The following is a 15369-nucleotide window of genomic DNA, read 5'->3' as shown; positions in this document are numbered from 1 at the left end:
GCGCCGCCCGCGCCGCCCGCGCCGCCCGAGGCCGCGTCCGAGTCGCCGCCCGAGGCCGCGTCGTCGGAGGCCGCGCCCGCCGCGCCGCCGCCCGCCGCTGAGTCGCAGGAGGCCGCGCCGCCCGAGTCGTCGGAGCCCGTGCCCGAGGTCGCGCCGCCGGAGTCGTCGCCCGAGGCGCCGCCGCCTGAGCCCTCGCCCGAGGCAGCATCGCCGGAGTCGCTGCCGCGCGGCCCTCGCGGCCCGCTCGCCCGGGCCGATCCGCTGGCGCGGCTCGGTGCGGCGTTCGTGCTGTCGCTCTCGCTGGTCTGGTCGATCGACGTCGTGTCGGCGGGCATCGCGCTGGTCGCCGAGCTCGCGCTCGTGCCGCTCCTCGGCGTCGGCTGGCGCGCGTTCTGGCGGCGCACCGCCGTCGTGTGGGTCGCCGCGCCGCTCGCGGGCGTCACAATCCTGCTCTACGGCGCGCCCGGCGGCCGGCACTGGGTCGACTGGCTCGCGGTGCACATCACCGACGCGTCGATCGGCCTCGCCATCGCCACCGTGCCGCGCGTGCTCGCGATCGCGCTGCCCGCGGTCGTGCTGCTGGTCGGCCTCGACGCGACGGCTCTCGCCGACGCGCTCGCGCAGCGGCTCCGCATGCCGGCCCGGTTCGTCTACGGCGCCCTGGCCGCCGTGCGGCTAGCCGAGCTGTTCCGCGAGGACTACCGGATGCTCGAACTCGCGCGCCGTGCCCGCGGCGTCGCGGACCGCGGGCGCATCCGTCGCTTCCTCGGACTCGCGTTCGCGCTGCTCGTGCTGTCGGTGCGACGGGGGAGCGCGCTCGCGACCGCCATGGAGGCCCGCGGCTTCGGCGGCACGACGCCGCGCAGCTACGCCCGCCCGTCACGGATGCCGGCACGCGACTGGCGCTACCCGCTCGTCGCCGCGCTCGTCGCGGCGCTCGCGATCACGGCCGCGGTCGTGACGGGATCCTGGAGGTTCGTTGTCGGCGCGTGAGCCCTCTCGCCCCGCGCGCCGGTCGGGGCTGTCGGCGCGGGCGCGGGCGCGCGACCCATATCGCCCCGCGGGCCGGTCGACCCTGTCGGGGCCTGCCGGTCCGCTGGGCCGCCAACGTCGGTCGACGCTGTCGGCACCCGCGCCGCGCGGCCTCATCACGCTCATCGATGGCCGCTCGGGCGCCGGCAAGACGCTGTTCGCTGAGCGCCTGGCGCGGGCGACCCCCGGCGCACAACTCGTGCACCTCGACGAGCTCTACCCGGGGTGGAACGGACTCGCGGCGGGCAGCGCGAGCGTCGCAGCAATGCTGACGACCGGACGGTACCGCCGCTGGGACTGGGCGGAATCGTGCTGGCGCGAGGTCGTCGTGCTCGACCCGATCCGGGCGCTCATCGTCGAGGGCGTCGGTGCGTTGACCCGCGCGAGCGCCGCGCTCGCCGATCGGCGCATCTGGCTGGACGCGGACGCCGCGCTCCGCCGCGAGCGGGCGCTCGCCCGCGACGGCGACTCCTTCGCGCCGCACTGGGACGAGTGGGCCGCGCAAGAGGACGCTCTGCTGGCTCGCGAGCGCCCGCGCGCGCTCTCCGACCGTGTCATCCACACGTGACGGTTCAGAACTCCGGATCGACGAGGGCGCGAGCGCGATGCGTCCGCATGATTCCGGTCGTGCCTGCGGCGAGCAGCGTGATCGTCCAGGAGTTCTGAACGGCGGGTCTCGATCGGCGACGGGCGCTCGAGCCGTCGGGCGGGTGCTATACGTGACGGTTCAGAACTCCGGATCGACGAGGGCGCGAGCGCGATGCGTCCGCATGATTCCGGCCGTGCCTGCGGCGAGCAGTGTGATCGTCCAGGAGTTCTGAACGGCGGGTCTCGATCGGCGACGGGCGCTCGAGCCGTCGGGCGGGCGCTACGCCCAACCGAGCTCGTGCAGCCGCTCGTCGTCGATCCCGTAGTAGTGCGCGATCTCATGCACGAGCGTCACGTGGATCTCGTCCCGCAGCTCCTCGACCGATCCGACGAGGTCGAGCAGCGGCTCGCGGTACAGGATGATCCGGTCGGGCAGCTCGCCGAAGCCGTACCGGTCGCGTCGGGTCACGTCGACGCCGTCGTACAGGCCGAGCAGGTCGAGCGAGCCGTCGTCCGGGCGGTCCTCGGTGACGAACACGACGTTCTCCAGTCCCTCGACCATGTCGTCGGGCAGCGCGTCGAGCTCGTCGGAGTAGATCCGCTCGAACTCGTCCCGCGAGAGCGAGATCATCGGTCCACGGCTCGCACGAGCGAGTCCTGCGCCCAGCCGAGCCAGTCGTAGACCTCCGCGAGCGTCCGGGCCTCCTCGTCGTCGGCGATCGCGCTGCCCTCGTCCTCGATCCCGAGCCGCTCGGCGATCACGAGCCGCAGGTCGGTGAGGGCGTGCAGCCACGCCTGAGCCTCCGCTTCGGTGAGACGGATGTCGCCCGCCGTCGCCGTGGACATCACGACCGCGGCGTTCGCGGACTTCCGGCCCGCGAGTCCGCTCTCGGTCAGTCCGCGGTAGTCGCGGGCGGCCGCGCGCGACTCTTCGTCGTCGCCCAGGTACGCGTCCGGCAGCAGGCGGGCGAGCGCCGGATCAGTGGGAGCCGCATCCGAGCCGCCGATGACGAGCCCCGGCAGCGGTGCCGCGTCGTCGCCGGCGAGCGGCTCGAGCATGCCGATCAGCTGGGCTGAAAGCGACTGCAGCAGCTCGGCCTCGGCACGGTCGAGCGACGTGACGATGCCACCCTTGCGACGCGCGAACGCCTTCATGGTCGACTCTCCGATGCGCGAGCGGCACGACGCGCGAACGCCTTCATGGTCGACCCTCCGATGCGCACGCGCCGGCCGGACGCGCGAACGCCCTCACGCGTCGTCCTTCTGCACGGATGCGTTGAGGCCGTACTCGTGCATCGCCTCGACGTGCCGCTCCATCGCCTCGCGCGCGCCCGTCGCCACGACCGCCCGGCCCTCGGTGTGCACCCGGAGCATGAGCTCCTCGGCCTTCGCGCGACTGAACCCGAAGTAGCTGCGGAACACGTACGACACGTAGCTCATGAGGTTGACCGGGTCGTTCCAGACCACGGTCGACCACGGCCGGTCGGCGTTCGGCGCCCCGACGAGCTCGAGGTCGAGGTCGATCTCCTGCTGCTCGATGGTCTGCGTCATGCTCGCCTCCGATCCGATCCGGTCCGATCCGGTACGAACGCGAACGGCCGGACTCGAGAGTCCGGCCGTCGCCGCTGGCGAACACGCGATGCTGTCCGACCAGAACTGGGGTGATCGACGGGACTTGAACCCGCGACCTCCTGGACCACAACCAGGAGCTCTACCAACTGAGCTACGACCACCATGTGCGCACGCCGGGTGCGCAACCCGACGATTCTATTACAGATACCGCGCGTACTCGTTCACCGTGGAGCTGGAGACCGCCTGCAGCTCGTCGGTCGACGGCCCCGGCTCGGCCACGAACACCGCGCGCCGGTAGTAGGCGAGCTCGCGGATCGACTCGAGGATGTCGGCGAGCGCCCGGTGGCCGCCGTCCTTCGCGGGCGCGTTGAAGTACACCCGCGGGAACCAGCGGCGGGACAGCTCCTTGATGCTCGACACGTCGACGCTGCGGTAGTGCAGGTGCTTGTCGACCCGGGGCATGAACTTCGCGAGGAAGCCACGGTCGGTGCCGATCGTGTTGCCGGCGAGCGGCGCGGTGGCCTCGGTCGGCACGTGCTCGAGGATGTACTCGAGCACGGCGTACTCCGCGTCGGCGAGCGACACCCCGTTCGGGATCTCCTCGATCAGTCCGCTCTTCGTGTGCATCGCGGTGACGAAGTCGTTCATGTTGTCGAGCGCCGACTGGTCGGGCTTGATGACGACCGAGAACCCGGGGTGCACGGGCACGAGGTCGTAGTCGGTCACGACGACCGCGACCTCGACGAGCTCGTCGACGCTCAGATCGAGACCGGTCATCTCGCAGTCGATCCAGACAAGGCGATCGGCGGATGCGGGCATGCCGTCAGCCTATCGGCCCGCCCCGACGCGCCGCCTCAGGCGATCGCCTCGCCGCCGAGCGCGATGTTCTCGGCCTCCTCGACCGGCGACTCCTCCGCGCGGTCGACGCGGCGCAGCACGCGGCGGCCGAGCAGGATGACGACGGTCGAGACGAAGAACGCCGCGGCGCCGAACCAGAACGGCGCCGCCGACAGGTGGTCCTCGCCGGCCAGCGCGGCCGTGAGCGGGGGAGCGATCGCGCCGCCGAGGAACCGCACGCCCGAGTACGCGCTCGACGCGACGCTCCGGGGCAGGTCGGTCGCCTCCATGACGCACTCGGTGAGCACGGTGTTGTTGATGCCGAGCAGCAGCCCGCCGACGACGACGGATGCCACCAGCGCGACCGGCGACGAGGTCAGGAACGACGCCGCGAGCAGGTCGAGCCCGAGCAGCGGCAGCACGATCGCGAGCACCGTGGTGCGCGCGAGCCGGCGGGTGAGCAGCGGCGCGACCCAGACCGAGGTGATCGCGACGGCGACGCCCCAGCCGAAGAACGTGTACCCGGTGCTCATCGCGCCGAAGCCGTGCACGAACAGCGGGTACGGCGTCCAGGCGAGCAGGGTGAAGAAGCCGAGGTTGTAGAACAGCGCGGCGATCGCGAGCACGGCGAGGGTGGGTTTGCCGAGCGCCCGGAACGGGGCGGCGACCGAGAGCGGTTCGCGCACCTCGTTCGGATTGCGCGCCAGCAGCACGGCGATGAGCACGAACGCGATCGCCATGAGCACGGTGACGCCGAAGAACGGACCCTTCCAGCTGATGGTGCCGAGGCTGCCGCCGAGCAGCGGCCCGACCGCGATGCCGATGCCGAGCGCGGCCTCGTAGAGCACGATCGCGGTGCCGGTGCCACCGGATGCCGCACCCACGATGGTCGAGAGCGCGGTCGAGATGAACAGCGCGTTGCCGAGTCCCCAGCCGGCGCGGAAGCCGATGATGGCCCACACGTTCGAGCTGAGCGCGGCGAGCAGCGCGAACACGACGATGAGCGCGAGGCCGATCATGAGCGTGCGCTTGGCGCCGATGCGGCTCGACACCCAGCTCGTGAAGAACATCGCGACGCCCGTGACGAGCAGGTAGCTCGTGAACAGCAGCTCGGTCTGCGCCGGCGTCGCCCGCAGGTCCTGCGAGATGCTCGCGAGGATCGGGTCGACGAGGCCGATCCCCATGAACGCGATGACGCACGCGAAGGCGACCGCCCACACGGCGCGCGGCTGCCTCAGGATGCTGCCGCCCGATCCGCCGTGCGAGCTCACGCGACGGCCTGCGAACCGTCGGTGACCGTGGTCTCCGAGCGTGAGGCGAGGATGCGCACGGCATCCGCGAGGGTCGCCCACTCGGACTCGTCGAGGTCGGCGAAGGTGCCGGCCATCTGCTCGGTGAGGCGCGCGTGCCAGTCGGCGAGGGCGGCGCGGCCCTTGTCGGCGATCACGATGAGCCAGGCGCGGGAGTCGTCGGTGTCGGCGACGCGGCGCACCCACTCGTCGGCGACGAGGTTCTGCACGACCTTCGTCATGCCGGGCTGCGTGATGCGGGCGGCGCGAGCGAGGTCGCCGATGCGGTGCGGGCCCTCGTTCTGCAGCACGGAGAGCGCGGCCCAGGTCGCGGACGAGACGGTGCTGCCGGTGGCCCGGGCGGACTGACGGATGAGGCGGCTCGAGGCGACGAGGAGGTCGCCGATCACCGCGGACTGATCGATTGCCATGTGTCAATCATATACATAACCTGGTTATGGAATTCGGACGGTCGCCCGCGGTCGCTACCGTGGCATCCGTGGCCGTTCTCGTCATCGTCGTCCTGCTCGCCAACGCCGTGTTCAACGCCGTCGCCTGGCCGCAGTTCCTGCGCCGGGTCAGCCGCGATCCCCGGGCGCGGGACGAGAGCGGGCGTCCGACGCCGTTCCTCGTCGTGCACCGCGTGCTCGTCGGGATCGCGCTCTCGCTCGCTGTGATCTCGGCGGGCGTCGCCGTCTTCGTGCTCACAGTCGTCGTGGGTCTCGCGCGTCTCTGATAGACCAGGGGCATGAGCGACCAGATCAGTCTCGTCAGCGGCGACGAGTACATCGTCTTCTACATGGGCGGCCCCTACGACGCGCAGATCGACCGGCGGGTGAGCACCGACGGCGGCTGGGAGACCGAGATCACCCAGCTCGTGCTGCAGAACGGCAAGGAGACCCAGGTGGTCTACGCCTACCCCGAGGCGAAGCTCGTCGGCGACGAGGTGCACGTGAGCTATCGCTACGACCCGCGCGACAGCGAGCCGACCGCCGACGACCGGCAGAACGACCTCGAGATCGAGTAATGCCGACGCCGCGCTGCGGCGCAGCGTCGCGGAATAGCGGATGCCGCTCCCGCGGTTGGCACTGGCGTGCAGGTGACCTTCTACTCGTCAGCGTTCTGCGAGCCCTGCATGGCGACGCGGCTCGTGCTCGAGGAGGCCGCCCGCCTCGTGCCCGCGGCCGTGATCGAGGAGGTCGACGTGGCGCTCGCGCTCGACCGCGCCGAGGCCGCCCGCATCCGCTCGACCCCGACGGTCGTCATCGACGGGCCGGACGGCGAGGTGTTCCGCGCCGAGGGAGCGCCGACGCTGAGCCAGCTGCTCGTGGCCCTCGCGAAGGCGGTCTGAGCCCTCCGACGCCCGGTCGCTGCCCCGCCGCTATCCGGCGAACGGTCCCCGGAATCGCGCCCAGTAGAGCAGGGCCGTGGCCGGGCTCGTGCCGTGACCGGGGAGGGTCGCCTCGAGGCACGCACGGTCCGTGTCGGCGCGCGCGCCGCGCTTGCTGGCGAGCGCTGCGCGTGACGGCATACTGGATGCTGTCCTCCCCCCGTAGCTCAGCGGACAGAGCGAGTGGTTTCTACCCACCAGGTCGGGGGTTCGACTCCCTCCGGGGGGACGCCCGGCGCGAGGTCGCCCCGCGCGGATTCGTCGCCTGCGGGCGGAGGGTGACGTTTGGGACGAATGCTCCCAACGGCCGCCCGTCAGACGTCTCGAACGTCATCGGAAGGGGTGTGGTCCTCGTCGTGCGTGGGTGCGAGGTCGTCGTTCTCCGCCGGGGGAGCGGGCGTCTCCGCCGCGGGAGCGGATGCGGGCATCGCGTCAGTCGGACGGGTCCAGAACGGGTCGTACGCTGCGGTCGGCTGCTCTTCGATCGGCGTCGCGTCGGCCGCCGGCGCGGACTCCTCGGCCGGCTGTGCGTTGTCGGCCCGATGCGCGTCGCCGTCGTGCTCCGCGTTGGCCTGGGTGTGCTCGGGCTGGAGGTGCGGCGGGTGGACCGTCGGCGCGGGCGCCGCTGTCTCGGTCGCCTCGACGTGCTCGGGTTCGGTGTGCTCGGGTTCGGTGTGCTCGGGTTCGACGTGCTCGGTGTCGACGTGCTCGGGCTCGGCGTGCTCGGGTTCGGCGTGCTCGGGCTCGGTCTGGTCGGTCGCGGTGTGGTCGGTCGCGGTGTATGGAGCGAAGCTGCGCGGCGCGGGCCAGCCGCCGATCGGGGCGGGCCCGCCGACGGAGCCGATCGTGCTCGCGGCACTCGACTCCTCGACCGGCGGCTCGGCGGGCGTCGGCGGTGCGGTGAGTTCGCCGGCGGGCGCGGGCGCGGGCGCGGGCGTGCCGGCGCCGGCGGGGGCCGTGCCGGGGGCGCTCGGCCCGACGAGCGGCGGGCGGGCCGGGGCGCCCGGCTCGACGAGGGGCGGGATCAGCGCCGCGGAACCGCCCTGCTCGGGCGCGGCGTCGAGCACCGGCGGCGGGCCCGCGAGCCCGGATGCCGGACGATCGAGCACGCTCGGTCCCGGGAGGTCGGCGAGCTGGGCCGAGATCGGGGTCGTCGCCGGGAAGGTGGCGGGGGTCACGTTCGGGGTCGTGGCGATCGGCGTCTCGTGCACGTCCTCGACGCCGCCTTCGGCCGCCGCGAGCTCGCTCGCGGTGAGGCCCGTGGACGCCGCGGCCACCTCATCCGCCGCCCAGCGCTGCTGCTGCTCGACGACCTCGGCGTCGACCTGGGCGTCCTCGTACCGGAAGCGCTCCAGGTCGAGAGCGAACAGCTTGCGGGCGCGCCCGGGGTGCGCCTGCCACTCGAGCAGACGGTCGCGGAACTGCACGTAGGTCTGCTCGGCCTGGAAGCTGAATCCCGCGGAGTCGCGACGCATCGCCTTGAGCTCGTGGGCGGCCCAGTCCGCGGCCGCGGACGCACCGGTGACGGGCAGCAGGCGCAACCGGATGTCGCTCGCCGACGCCTGGCTCTCCGCGTGGTTGCGTGCCTCGGCCGAGAGCCCGCTCCAGACGGTCGCGGGACCGGCCGCCTCGATGATCGTGGCGACCGCCGCAGCCTGCAGCTGCCGGTTCTGGAACGCCACGACGCGGCGCACGGAGCCGCGCCCGAGGAGGGCGCCGATGAGAGCGGCCACGAGAATGGCGACGAAGGGGAGAATGGCCGTCGACACGATGCGCCAGCCGGCGTCCGAGGTCACCCAGGCGACGAAGTCGTTCCAGAACTGCATGGCGGGCACGATATCCCCCACACGGGGGAGGGGACTCCGCGGCGCGCGGTTCGGCCGACAATGTCCAGGTCAGGCGTCGATTCGCACGACACCTGTCGCCTGGCCCCGCCGGCTCCGCCCCGGCGAGCGGTCGCGCCCGGCCTCGCCGGCTGCGCCGGTCAGCCCGTTGCGAAGACGTCGAGCGCGTCGTCGAAGCGCCAGAACTCCCCGACGGCGACGAAACTGCGGCGGCTCGGCAGCATCCGCTTGGCGCGGAACCGCGCGTCGTCGGTGCGCTCGACGTATCCCGCGACCTCGCCGGAGGGCCGCGTCACGCGCCAGAGCGCGTCGTGCAGCTGCACCGCGATGATGCCGCGGCGCGGGTCGCGGCGGTGCGCGGGAGCATCCGCGGAAACGGATGAGCGGGTGCCGAAATCCAGGATCGTCATGGTCGTCCTCCGGGTCGGGCCGCAGCGGCGTGCTGCTCGTGCGGCATGGATCGCGGCCGGCCTCCGCGGGGTCGATGGCGACGTTACGGACGACCACCGACGTTCGTGCGCGCCCCGGGCGTCACGCTCAGCGCAGGCGCGTGCCGTCCACCGCGAGGGGCTCGATCGCGGCGATCTCGTCGTCGGTGAGCGGGCCGGCGTCGAGCGAGGCGACCGTGTCGCGCAGCTGCGCGGCGCTCGAGGCGCCGACGAGCGCGCTCGTGACCGTGTGGCGCAGCACCCACGAGATCGCGAGCTGGGCGAGGGTCTGGCCGCGTCCGGCGGCGATGTCGCGGAGCGCTCGCACGCGCTCGAGGTACACGTCGCTGATCGGACCCGGCTGCAGCCAGCGGCCCTCGGAGGCGCGGGAGCCGGCCGGGATGGTGCCGTCGATGTAGCGGTCGGTGAGCAGCCCCTGCTCGAGCGGCGAGAACACGATCGAGCCCACGCCGAGCTCCTCGAGCACCGGGAAGAGCGGCTCGTTGTGACGGTCGAACATGCTGTAGCGGGGCTGGTGGATGAGCAGCGGCACCCCGGCATCCGCGAGCGCCGCGTGGATCGCGCGAGTCTGCTCGGGGTCGTAGTTCGAGACGCCGGCGTAGAGCGCCTTGCCCTGCTGCACGGCCGACGCGAGCGCCCCGGCCGTCTCCTCGACGGGCGTCTCGGGGTCGGGACGGTGGTGGTAGAAGATGTCGAAGTACTCGAGCCCGGTGCGCTTCAGCGACCGGTCGAGCGACGACAGCAGGTACTTGCGGGAGCCGTGGTCCTGGTACGGGCCGACGACGCCCTCGGGGTCCGGCATGTCGAAGCCCGCCTTGGACGAGATGACGAGCTCGTCGCGGTAGGGCGCGAGGTCCTGGGCGAAGATCGTGCCGAAGTTCGACTCGGCCGATCCCGCCGGCGGACCGTAGTTGTTCGCGATGTCGATGTGGGTGACACCGAGGTCGAACGCGGTGTGCAGGATGTCGCGCTGCGTCGTGAGCGGACGGTCGTAGCCGAAGTTGTTCCAGAGTCCGAGCGAGATGCGCGGCAGCTTCAGACCGCTTCGGCCCACGCGGGCGTACTCGGTGCTCTCGTAGCGGGAGGCGTCGGGGGTGTAGGGCATGCGGTCAGGCTACTGACCGTGACGCTGCGGACGGTGAACACCGTCCGCTGTGGCGCGCCTGCTCGGCGCCTGAGCCGTTGCTCCGCGCGCCCGGAGCCGCTCGACCGCCGCGGGGCGCGGCGTTAGCGTTTTCCCGCGATGCCAATCGCGAGGAAGGGAGCTCGATGATGAGTGACACGCGAACGGCCCACACCTGGGTCGCGATGGGACCGGCCGGCGCTGTCGGAGCCGTGCTCAAGGAGGACGCGGGATTCCGCGTCCGGCTGATCAGGGAGGACTGGCGCCCGCACCTCTACCCGAGCGTCGAGGTCGCGAAGAACGCCCTCGTCGCCGCGCTGCCGACCGGGTCCGGCCGACCGGAGTTCATCGAGCACTGACCGTTCGGGCGGGGGCGTGATCCACTCCTCCACCGATCCGGCCGACGGCCGTCGTTCCCCCGATGGGGACGGCGGCCGTCGTCGTCGACGGGGGACCGGCGCACACTCGGCGCACCGGGTTCCGCGACGGCCGTCCGGCGCAAGTGCCGCCGCGGAGCCCGCCTCCCATCCCCACCGACCATCCCCTTCCGAACGGAGAGTGCTCCCGTGTCCGACACCATCACCGTCGTGGGCTTCATCGCCACCGAACCCCGCCACCTCGTCACGAACGAGGGTCTGCCGATCACCTCGTTCCGGCTCGCCTCGACCGCACGTCGCTTCGACCGCTCCAAGAACGAGTGGGTCGACGGCGACACCAACTGGTTCACCGTCACCGCGTTCCGTCAGCTCGCCCTCAACGCGAACGCGAGCCTGCAGAAGGGGCACCGCGTTGTCGTGGCCGGGCGCCTCCGCGTGCGCGGCTGGGAGGCCGGCGACAAGACCGGCACGACCGTCGAGATCGACGCCGACGCCATCGGCCACGACCTGCTGTGGGGCACGAGCAAGTTCGTGCGCAACCTCGGACCGGCACGCGGCGGAACGGATGCCGTCGTCGCCCCCGCCGTGGACGAGCAGTTCCCGCAGTCGTTCGACGACCTTCCCGCGCCGACGGAGGCCGAGGGCGTCGCGGAGTCCGACGGACCGGCGGCGCTCGCCGCGGCAGCCGGGCCGCTCGTGGCCGTCGGGGCCGACGACGACGCCGTCGCGACACCGTTCTGAGCGCGTCCCGGCGGGTCCGCGGGCCGGGTCCGCGGCCGCGTGACCCGGGCCGCCGGCGGCGGGACGGCATCCGTCGCTCCCTAGACTGAGAGCCATGGCCGAGTACATCTATTCCATGGTCCGCGCCCGCAAGGCGGTCGGCGACAAGCTCATCCTCGATGACGTCACGATGTCGTTCTTCCCCGGCGCGAAGATCGGAGTCGTCGGCCCCAACGGCGCGGGCAAGTCGACGATCCTCAAGATCATGGCGGGCCTCGACACCCCGTCGAACGGCGAGGCGCGGCTGACGCCCGGCTACACGGTCGGCATCCTCATGCAGGAGCCCGAGCTCGACGAGTCGAAGACCGTGCTCGAGAACGTGCAGGAGGGCGTCGCCGAGATCAAGGGCAAGGTCGACCGGTTCAACGAGATCAGCGCGGCCATGGCCGATCCCGATGCCGACTTCGACGCGCTGCTCGCCGAGATGGGCACGCTCCAGGAGGCCATCGACGCCGCCGACGCGTGGGACCTCGACTCGCAGCTCGAGCAGGCGATGGACGCGCTGCGCACCCCGCCGGGCGACGCGGCCGTCGCGAACCTCTCGGGCGGTGAGAAGCGCCGCGTCGCGCTCACGAAGCTCCTGCTGCAGAAGCCCGACCTGCTGCTGCTCGACGAGCCCACGAACCACCTCGACGCCGAGAGCGTGCTGTGGCTCGAGCAGTTCCTGCAGAAGTACCCGGGCGCTGTGCTCGCCGTCACCCACGATCGGTACTTCCTCGACCACGTCGCGGAGTGGATCGCCGAGGTCGACCGCGGGCACCTCTACCCGTACGAGGGCAACTACTCGACCTACCTCGAGAAGAAGGCCCAGCGCCTCGAGGTGCAGGGCAAGAAGGATGCCAAGCTCGCCAAGCGTCTCGCCGGCGAGCTCGAGTGGGTGCGCTCGAACGCGAAGGGCCGGCAGGCGAAGTCGAAGGCGCGTCTCGCGCGCTACGAGGAGATGGCGACGGAGGCCGAGAAGACCCGCGTGCTCGACTTCGAGGAGATCGTGATCCCGGCCGGCCCCCGGCTCGGCTCGCAGGTCATCGAGGCGTCGAAGCTGCACAAGGGCTTCGGCGACCGCATCCTCATCGACGGCCTCTCGTTCACGCTCCCGCGCAACGGCATCGTCGGCGTCATCGGCCCGAACGGCGTCGGCAAGACGACGCTGTTCAAGACGATCGTCGGCCTCGAGCCGCTCGACGGCGGCGACCTCAAGGTCGGCGAGACCGTCGACATCAGCTACGTCGACCAGACCCGCGGCGGCATCGACCCGAACAAGAACCTGTGGGAGGTCGTGAGCGACGGCCTCGACTTCATCCAGGTCGGCAGGCAGGAGATCCCGTCGCGGGCGTACGTGAGCCAGTTCGGGTTCAAAGGCCCCGACCAGCAGAAGAAGGCCGGCGTGCTCTCCGGCGGCGAGCGCAACCGGCTCAACCTCGCGCTCACCCTCAAGCAGGGCGGCAACCTGCTGCTGCTCGACGAGCCGACCAACGACCTCGACGTGGAGACCCTCGGCAGCCTCGAGAACGCGCTGCTCGAGTTCCCCGGCTGCGCCGTGGTGATCACCCACGACCGGTGGTTCCTCGACCGGATCGCGACCCACATCCTCGCCTACGAGGGAACGGCCGAGAACCCGGCCAACTGGCACTGGTTCGAGGGCAACTTCGAGGCGTACGAGGAGGACAAGATCCGCCGCCTCGGCCCCGACGCCGCGAAGCCGAGCCGCACCACGTACCGCAAGCTCACGCGCGACTGAGCACCACGGCGGACGCGGTGACGACGGACGGCACGATCGTCGCGGTGAGCCGCGACGGCGCGCATCGCTTCTCGAAGACCCCGGTGGAGTCGATCGAGCTGGTCGAGGGTCTCGGCGTGCGTGGCGACGCGCACTTCGGCGCGACGGTGCAGCACCGATCGCGGGTGCGCCGCGACCCGACGCAGCCGAACCTGCGGCAGGTGCACCTCATCCACGGCGAACTCCTCGACGACGTCGCCGCGGCCGGCTTCGCGGTCGAGCCCGGCGAGCTCGGGGAGAACATCACGACCCGCGGGATCGCGCTGCTCGACCTGCCCCGCGACACGGAGCTCGCCGTGGGCACGGCCCGCGTGCGCGTCACCGGACTGCGCAACCCGTGCCTGCAGATCGATGCCTTCTCCGACGGACTGCTGCGCGAGATCGTCGGTCGGGACGCGTCCGGGAACGTCGTGCGCAAGGGCGGCGTCATGGCCGTGGTGATCGCCTCGGGCGTCGTCCGTGCCGGTGACCCGGTGCGGGTGGTGTCGACGCCGGCGCAGTCCCTTCCCCTCGAGCCGGTCTGATCGGAGAACGCCATGACCCGCATCCACGTCGCGATCCCGCTGCGGTGGAGCGACTTCGACGCCTACGCGCACGTCAACAACGCCGAGATGCTGCGCCTGCTCGAAGAGGCCCGCATCCAGGCGTTCTGGCGGCCCGACGAGGGTCATGAGGGGCTGGAGACGGCACTGCTCGACTCGCGGCCGGGCGCGGACACGATCTCGCTCATCGCCCGCCAGGAGATCGAGTACCTCGCGCCGATCCCGTACATGCGGCAGCCGCTCGACATCGAGCTGTGGATCGGGCGCATCGGCGGGGCGAGTCTCGAGGTCTGCTACGAGCTGTACTCGCCGGTCGGGGTCGAGCCGCGTGCGCTCTACACCCGGGCGGCGACGACACTCGTCATGGTCACGGCCGCGACCGGCCGCCCGACGCGCATCCCGGACGAGCTGCGGGCGGCGTGGCTGCCCTACGTCGGGGCACCCGTCGCGTTCACCAAGCGCGGCTGACGCCGCCGCCGCGCGCCGCATCCGTCACGCCTGGGGCACCCGCACCATGCCCTCCTGGGCGACGCTCGCGACGAGGGCGCCGTCGCGCGCGTAGATTCGGCCGAGGGCGAGGCCGCGGCCGCCGCGCGCGTTCGGCGACTCCTGGGTGTAGAGCAGCCACTCGTCGGCGCGCGCGTAGCGGTGCCACCACATGGCGTGGTCGAGGCTCGCCATCTTGAGCCCGGGGTGCGCCCACGGCACGCCGAGCGCGCGCAGCACCGGCTCGAGGATGACGTAGTCGCTCGCGTAGGCGAGGGCGGCCCGGTGCAGGTCCGGGTCGTCGGGCAGCGCGTCGATCGCCCGGAACCACACCGCCTGGTGCGGCACGTGCTCGCCCTCGACGCTCAGGTAGACCGGGGACCCGATGTGGCGCACGTCGAACGGGCGCTCGCCCGCCCAGGAACGCGCCACCGGATGCTCGAGGTGCCCGATCAGCTCGGCGACCGTCGGCAGCGACTCCGGGTCCGGGAGTCCCGCGGGCATCGCCGCCTGGTAGTCGGTGCCGGGGTCCTCGCTCTGGAACGACGCGATCATCGACAGGATCGGCAGCCCGTGCTGGTAGGCCTGGGTGCGTCGGGTGGAGAACGAGCGGCCGTCGTGGATGCGATCCACGGAGAAGGTGATCGGCAGCGTGTCGTCGCCGGGGCGCAGGAAGTAGCCGTGCATCGAGTGCACGATGCGCTCCTCGTCCACGGTGCGCATCGCCGCGAGCAGGGACTGCGCGAGCACCTGCCCGCCGAACACGCGCTTCTGCGGCATCCCCTGGCTGGGCGCGGTGAAGATGTCCTCGCTCGTGCGCGCGCCCGTGTCGGTCAGGGTGAGCACCGTGAGCAGGCCGTCGATCGGGTCGCTCATGCCGGTAGTTTAGAGGTCACATGTCGAGCACGTTCACCCTCTCCGACGGCGCCGCGGCGGCCGACCTCGCGACCCTTCTGGGACGCGCGCAGCGCGTCGACGACGGGTCCGTGCGACTCATCGCGGGCGGCGGGGTGCTCGCCGTCTACGTCGCGGTGTTCTTCCCGCTCGGCCTCCTCGACGAGAGCCCCACGATCCTCGGCCTGCGCACCTTCCGCGTCGCGGAGACCGACGAGCTCGACGTGACCGTGCCGATCGCCTCGCTCATCGCCCGCCTCGAGTCGGCGCGCGACGACGCGCGAGGCGCCGGTGGCGCGGTCGGCGGTGCGAGCGGCGCGGGCGGTGGCGCGGGCGGTGCGGGCGGTGGCGCGGGCGGCGCTGGCGGTGGCGCGGATGGCGCGGGCGGC

The 15369-nt window shown here is 72.1% G+C and carries 22 protein-coding genes and 2 tRNA genes; 12 read left to right on the top strand and 12 right to left on the bottom strand.

The annotated features are described in order from the left end of the window. The coding region (locus QT381_RS15310; RefSeq protein ID WP_353889797.1) for an energy-coupling factor transporter transmembrane component T family protein at positions 1-993 on the top strand (993 nt) is incomplete at its 5' end. After that, the gene (locus QT381_RS15305; RefSeq protein ID WP_289249897.1) at positions 980-1600 is read left to right on the top strand and encodes a nucleoside/nucleotide kinase family protein; all 621 of its coding nucleotides are present in this window, start codon (positions 980-982) and stop codon (positions 1598-1600) included. The genes QT381_RS15310 and QT381_RS15305, both read left to right, overlap by 14 nt. A 300-nt stretch (positions 1601-1900) precedes the next feature. On the opposite strand, the gene QT381_RS15300 is transcribed toward QT381_RS15305, so the two are convergent. The 7 genes from QT381_RS15300 to QT381_RS15270 form a co-directional block, all read right to left on the bottom strand. Then, positions 1901-2251, bottom strand: coding sequence for a metallopeptidase family protein (locus tag QT381_RS15300; RefSeq protein ID WP_289249896.1), 351 nt, complete (start codon positions 2249-2251; stop codon positions 1901-1903). Further along, entirely contained in the window at positions 2248-2775 is a 528-nt protein-coding gene (locus tag QT381_RS15295) for a DUF2017 domain-containing protein (RefSeq protein ID WP_289249895.1), read from the bottom strand. The genes QT381_RS15300 and QT381_RS15295 overlap by 4 nt, the downstream gene beginning before the upstream one ends. A gap of 93 nt (positions 2776-2868) precedes the next feature. Next, complete coding sequence (clpS, locus tag QT381_RS15290; RefSeq protein WP_289249894.1) at positions 2869-3171, bottom strand: ATP-dependent Clp protease adapter ClpS; 303 nt, start codon at positions 3169-3171, stop codon at positions 2869-2871. 106 nt (positions 3172-3277) lie between these two features. Next, positions 3278-3353, bottom strand: a tRNA-His gene (locus tag QT381_RS15285). 37 nt (positions 3354-3390) lie between these two features. Continuing rightward, positions 3391-4011, bottom strand: a complete 621-nt coding sequence (orn, locus tag QT381_RS15280) for an oligoribonuclease (protein WP_289249893.1) — start codon at positions 4009-4011, stop codon at positions 3391-3393. A gap of 35 nt (positions 4012-4046) precedes the next feature. Beyond that, on the bottom strand, positions 4047-5300 hold the full coding sequence (locus QT381_RS15275; RefSeq protein ID WP_289249892.1) for an MFS transporter: 1254 nt from the start codon (positions 5298-5300) through the stop codon (positions 4047-4049). After that, positions 5297-5749 (bottom strand): MarR family winged helix-turn-helix transcriptional regulator, encoded by a 453-nt coding sequence (locus QT381_RS15270; protein ID WP_289249891.1) that lies wholly within the window; start codon positions 5747-5749, stop codon positions 5297-5299. Before QT381_RS15270 ends, QT381_RS15275 begins: the two co-directional genes overlap by 4 nt. Before the next feature lie 26 nt (positions 5750-5775). On the opposite strand from QT381_RS15270, the gene QT381_RS15265 reads away from it, so the two are divergent. The 3 genes from QT381_RS15265 (at position 5776) to QT381_RS15255 (ending at position 6669) form a co-directional block, all read left to right on the top strand. Further along, the gene (locus QT381_RS15265) at positions 5776-6054 is read left to right on the top strand and encodes an SCO4848 family membrane protein (protein ID WP_353889796.1); all 279 of its coding nucleotides are present in this window, start codon (positions 5776-5778) and stop codon (positions 6052-6054) included. A 12-nt stretch (positions 6055-6066) separates the two neighbouring features. Further along, positions 6067-6345 carry an oligoribonuclease gene (locus QT381_RS15260; RefSeq protein WP_289249890.1) on the top strand — a complete coding sequence of 93 codons (279 nt, stop codon included), beginning with the start codon at positions 6067-6069 and terminating at the stop codon, positions 6343-6345. Positions 6346-6453: 108 nt separating this feature from the next. After that, entirely contained in the window at positions 6454-6669 is a 216-nt protein-coding gene (locus tag QT381_RS15255; protein WP_502877564.1) for a thioredoxin domain-containing protein, read from the top strand. Between the two features lie 30 nt (positions 6670-6699). Here the strand turns inward: QT381_RS15255 and QT381_RS15250 are convergent, their stop codons facing one another. Beyond that, a complete protein-coding gene (locus QT381_RS15250; protein WP_289249888.1) occupies positions 6700-6849 on the bottom strand; it encodes a hypothetical protein in 150 nt (49 codons plus the stop codon). Between the two features lie 15 nt (positions 6850-6864). Between QT381_RS15250 and QT381_RS15245 the strand changes: the two genes are divergently transcribed. Further along, positions 6865-6937 (top strand) — tRNA-Arg (locus QT381_RS15245). 85 nt (positions 6938-7022) lie between these two features. On the opposite strand, the gene QT381_RS15240 is transcribed toward QT381_RS15245, so the two are convergent. From QT381_RS15240 to QT381_RS15230, 3 genes are all read right to left on the bottom strand, one after another. Next, complete coding sequence (locus tag QT381_RS15240) at positions 7023-8534, bottom strand: hypothetical protein (RefSeq protein ID WP_289249887.1); 1512 nt, start codon at positions 8532-8534, stop codon at positions 7023-7025. A 158-nt stretch (positions 8535-8692) separates the two neighbouring features. Further along, the gene (locus QT381_RS15235) at positions 8693-8962 is read right to left on the bottom strand and encodes a hypothetical protein (RefSeq protein ID WP_289249886.1); all 270 of its coding nucleotides are present in this window, start codon (positions 8960-8962) and stop codon (positions 8693-8695) included. Positions 8963-9089: 127 nt separating this feature from the next. Next, on the bottom strand, positions 9090-10106 hold the full coding sequence (locus QT381_RS15230) for an aldo/keto reductase (RefSeq protein ID WP_289249885.1): 1017 nt from the start codon (positions 10104-10106) through the stop codon (positions 9090-9092). Between the two features lie 167 nt (positions 10107-10273). Between QT381_RS15230 and QT381_RS15225 the strand changes: the two genes are divergently transcribed. The 5 genes from QT381_RS15225 (at position 10274) to QT381_RS15205 (ending at position 14068) form a co-directional block, all read left to right on the top strand. After that, complete coding sequence (locus QT381_RS15225; protein ID WP_289249884.1) at positions 10274-10483, top strand: methyltransferase; 210 nt, start codon at positions 10274-10276, stop codon at positions 10481-10483. A 207-nt stretch (positions 10484-10690) separates the two neighbouring features. Continuing rightward, positions 10691-11242, top strand: a complete 552-nt coding sequence (locus tag QT381_RS15220; RefSeq protein ID WP_289249883.1) for a single-stranded DNA-binding protein — start codon at positions 10691-10693, stop codon at positions 11240-11242. 94 nt (positions 11243-11336) lie between these two features. After that, positions 11337-13019, top strand: coding sequence for an energy-dependent translational throttle protein EttA (gene ettA, locus QT381_RS15215; protein WP_289249882.1), 1683 nt, complete (start codon positions 11337-11339; stop codon positions 13017-13019). A 17-nt stretch (positions 13020-13036) separates the two neighbouring features. Continuing rightward, the gene (locus QT381_RS15210; RefSeq protein WP_289249881.1) at positions 13037-13582 is read left to right on the top strand and encodes an MOSC domain-containing protein; all 546 of its coding nucleotides are present in this window, start codon (positions 13037-13039) and stop codon (positions 13580-13582) included. Positions 13583-13594: 12 nt separating this feature from the next. Beyond that, entirely contained in the window at positions 13595-14068 is a 474-nt protein-coding gene (locus tag QT381_RS15205) for an acyl-CoA thioesterase (RefSeq protein ID WP_289249880.1), read from the top strand. A 24-nt stretch (positions 14069-14092) separates the two neighbouring features. Here the strand turns inward: QT381_RS15205 and QT381_RS15200 are convergent, their stop codons facing one another. Then, entirely contained in the window at positions 14093-14962 is an 870-nt protein-coding gene (locus QT381_RS15200) for an acyl-CoA thioesterase (RefSeq protein WP_289249879.1), read from the bottom strand. 20 nt (positions 14963-14982) lie between these two features. Between QT381_RS15200 and QT381_RS15195 the strand changes: the two genes are divergently transcribed. Next, positions 14983-15369: DUF8010 domain-containing protein (locus QT381_RS15195; protein ID WP_502877563.1), on the top strand; the 387-nt coding region annotated here is incomplete at its 3' end.

The organism is Galbitalea sp. SE-J8 (assembly GCF_030345695.1).
Taxonomy (GTDB): domain Bacteria; phylum Actinomycetota; class Actinomycetes; order Actinomycetales; family Microbacteriaceae; genus JAUASV01.
The sequence above is the reverse complement of the archived record's forward strand: the minus strand, read 5'-3'. Positions and strand labels throughout refer to the sequence as shown.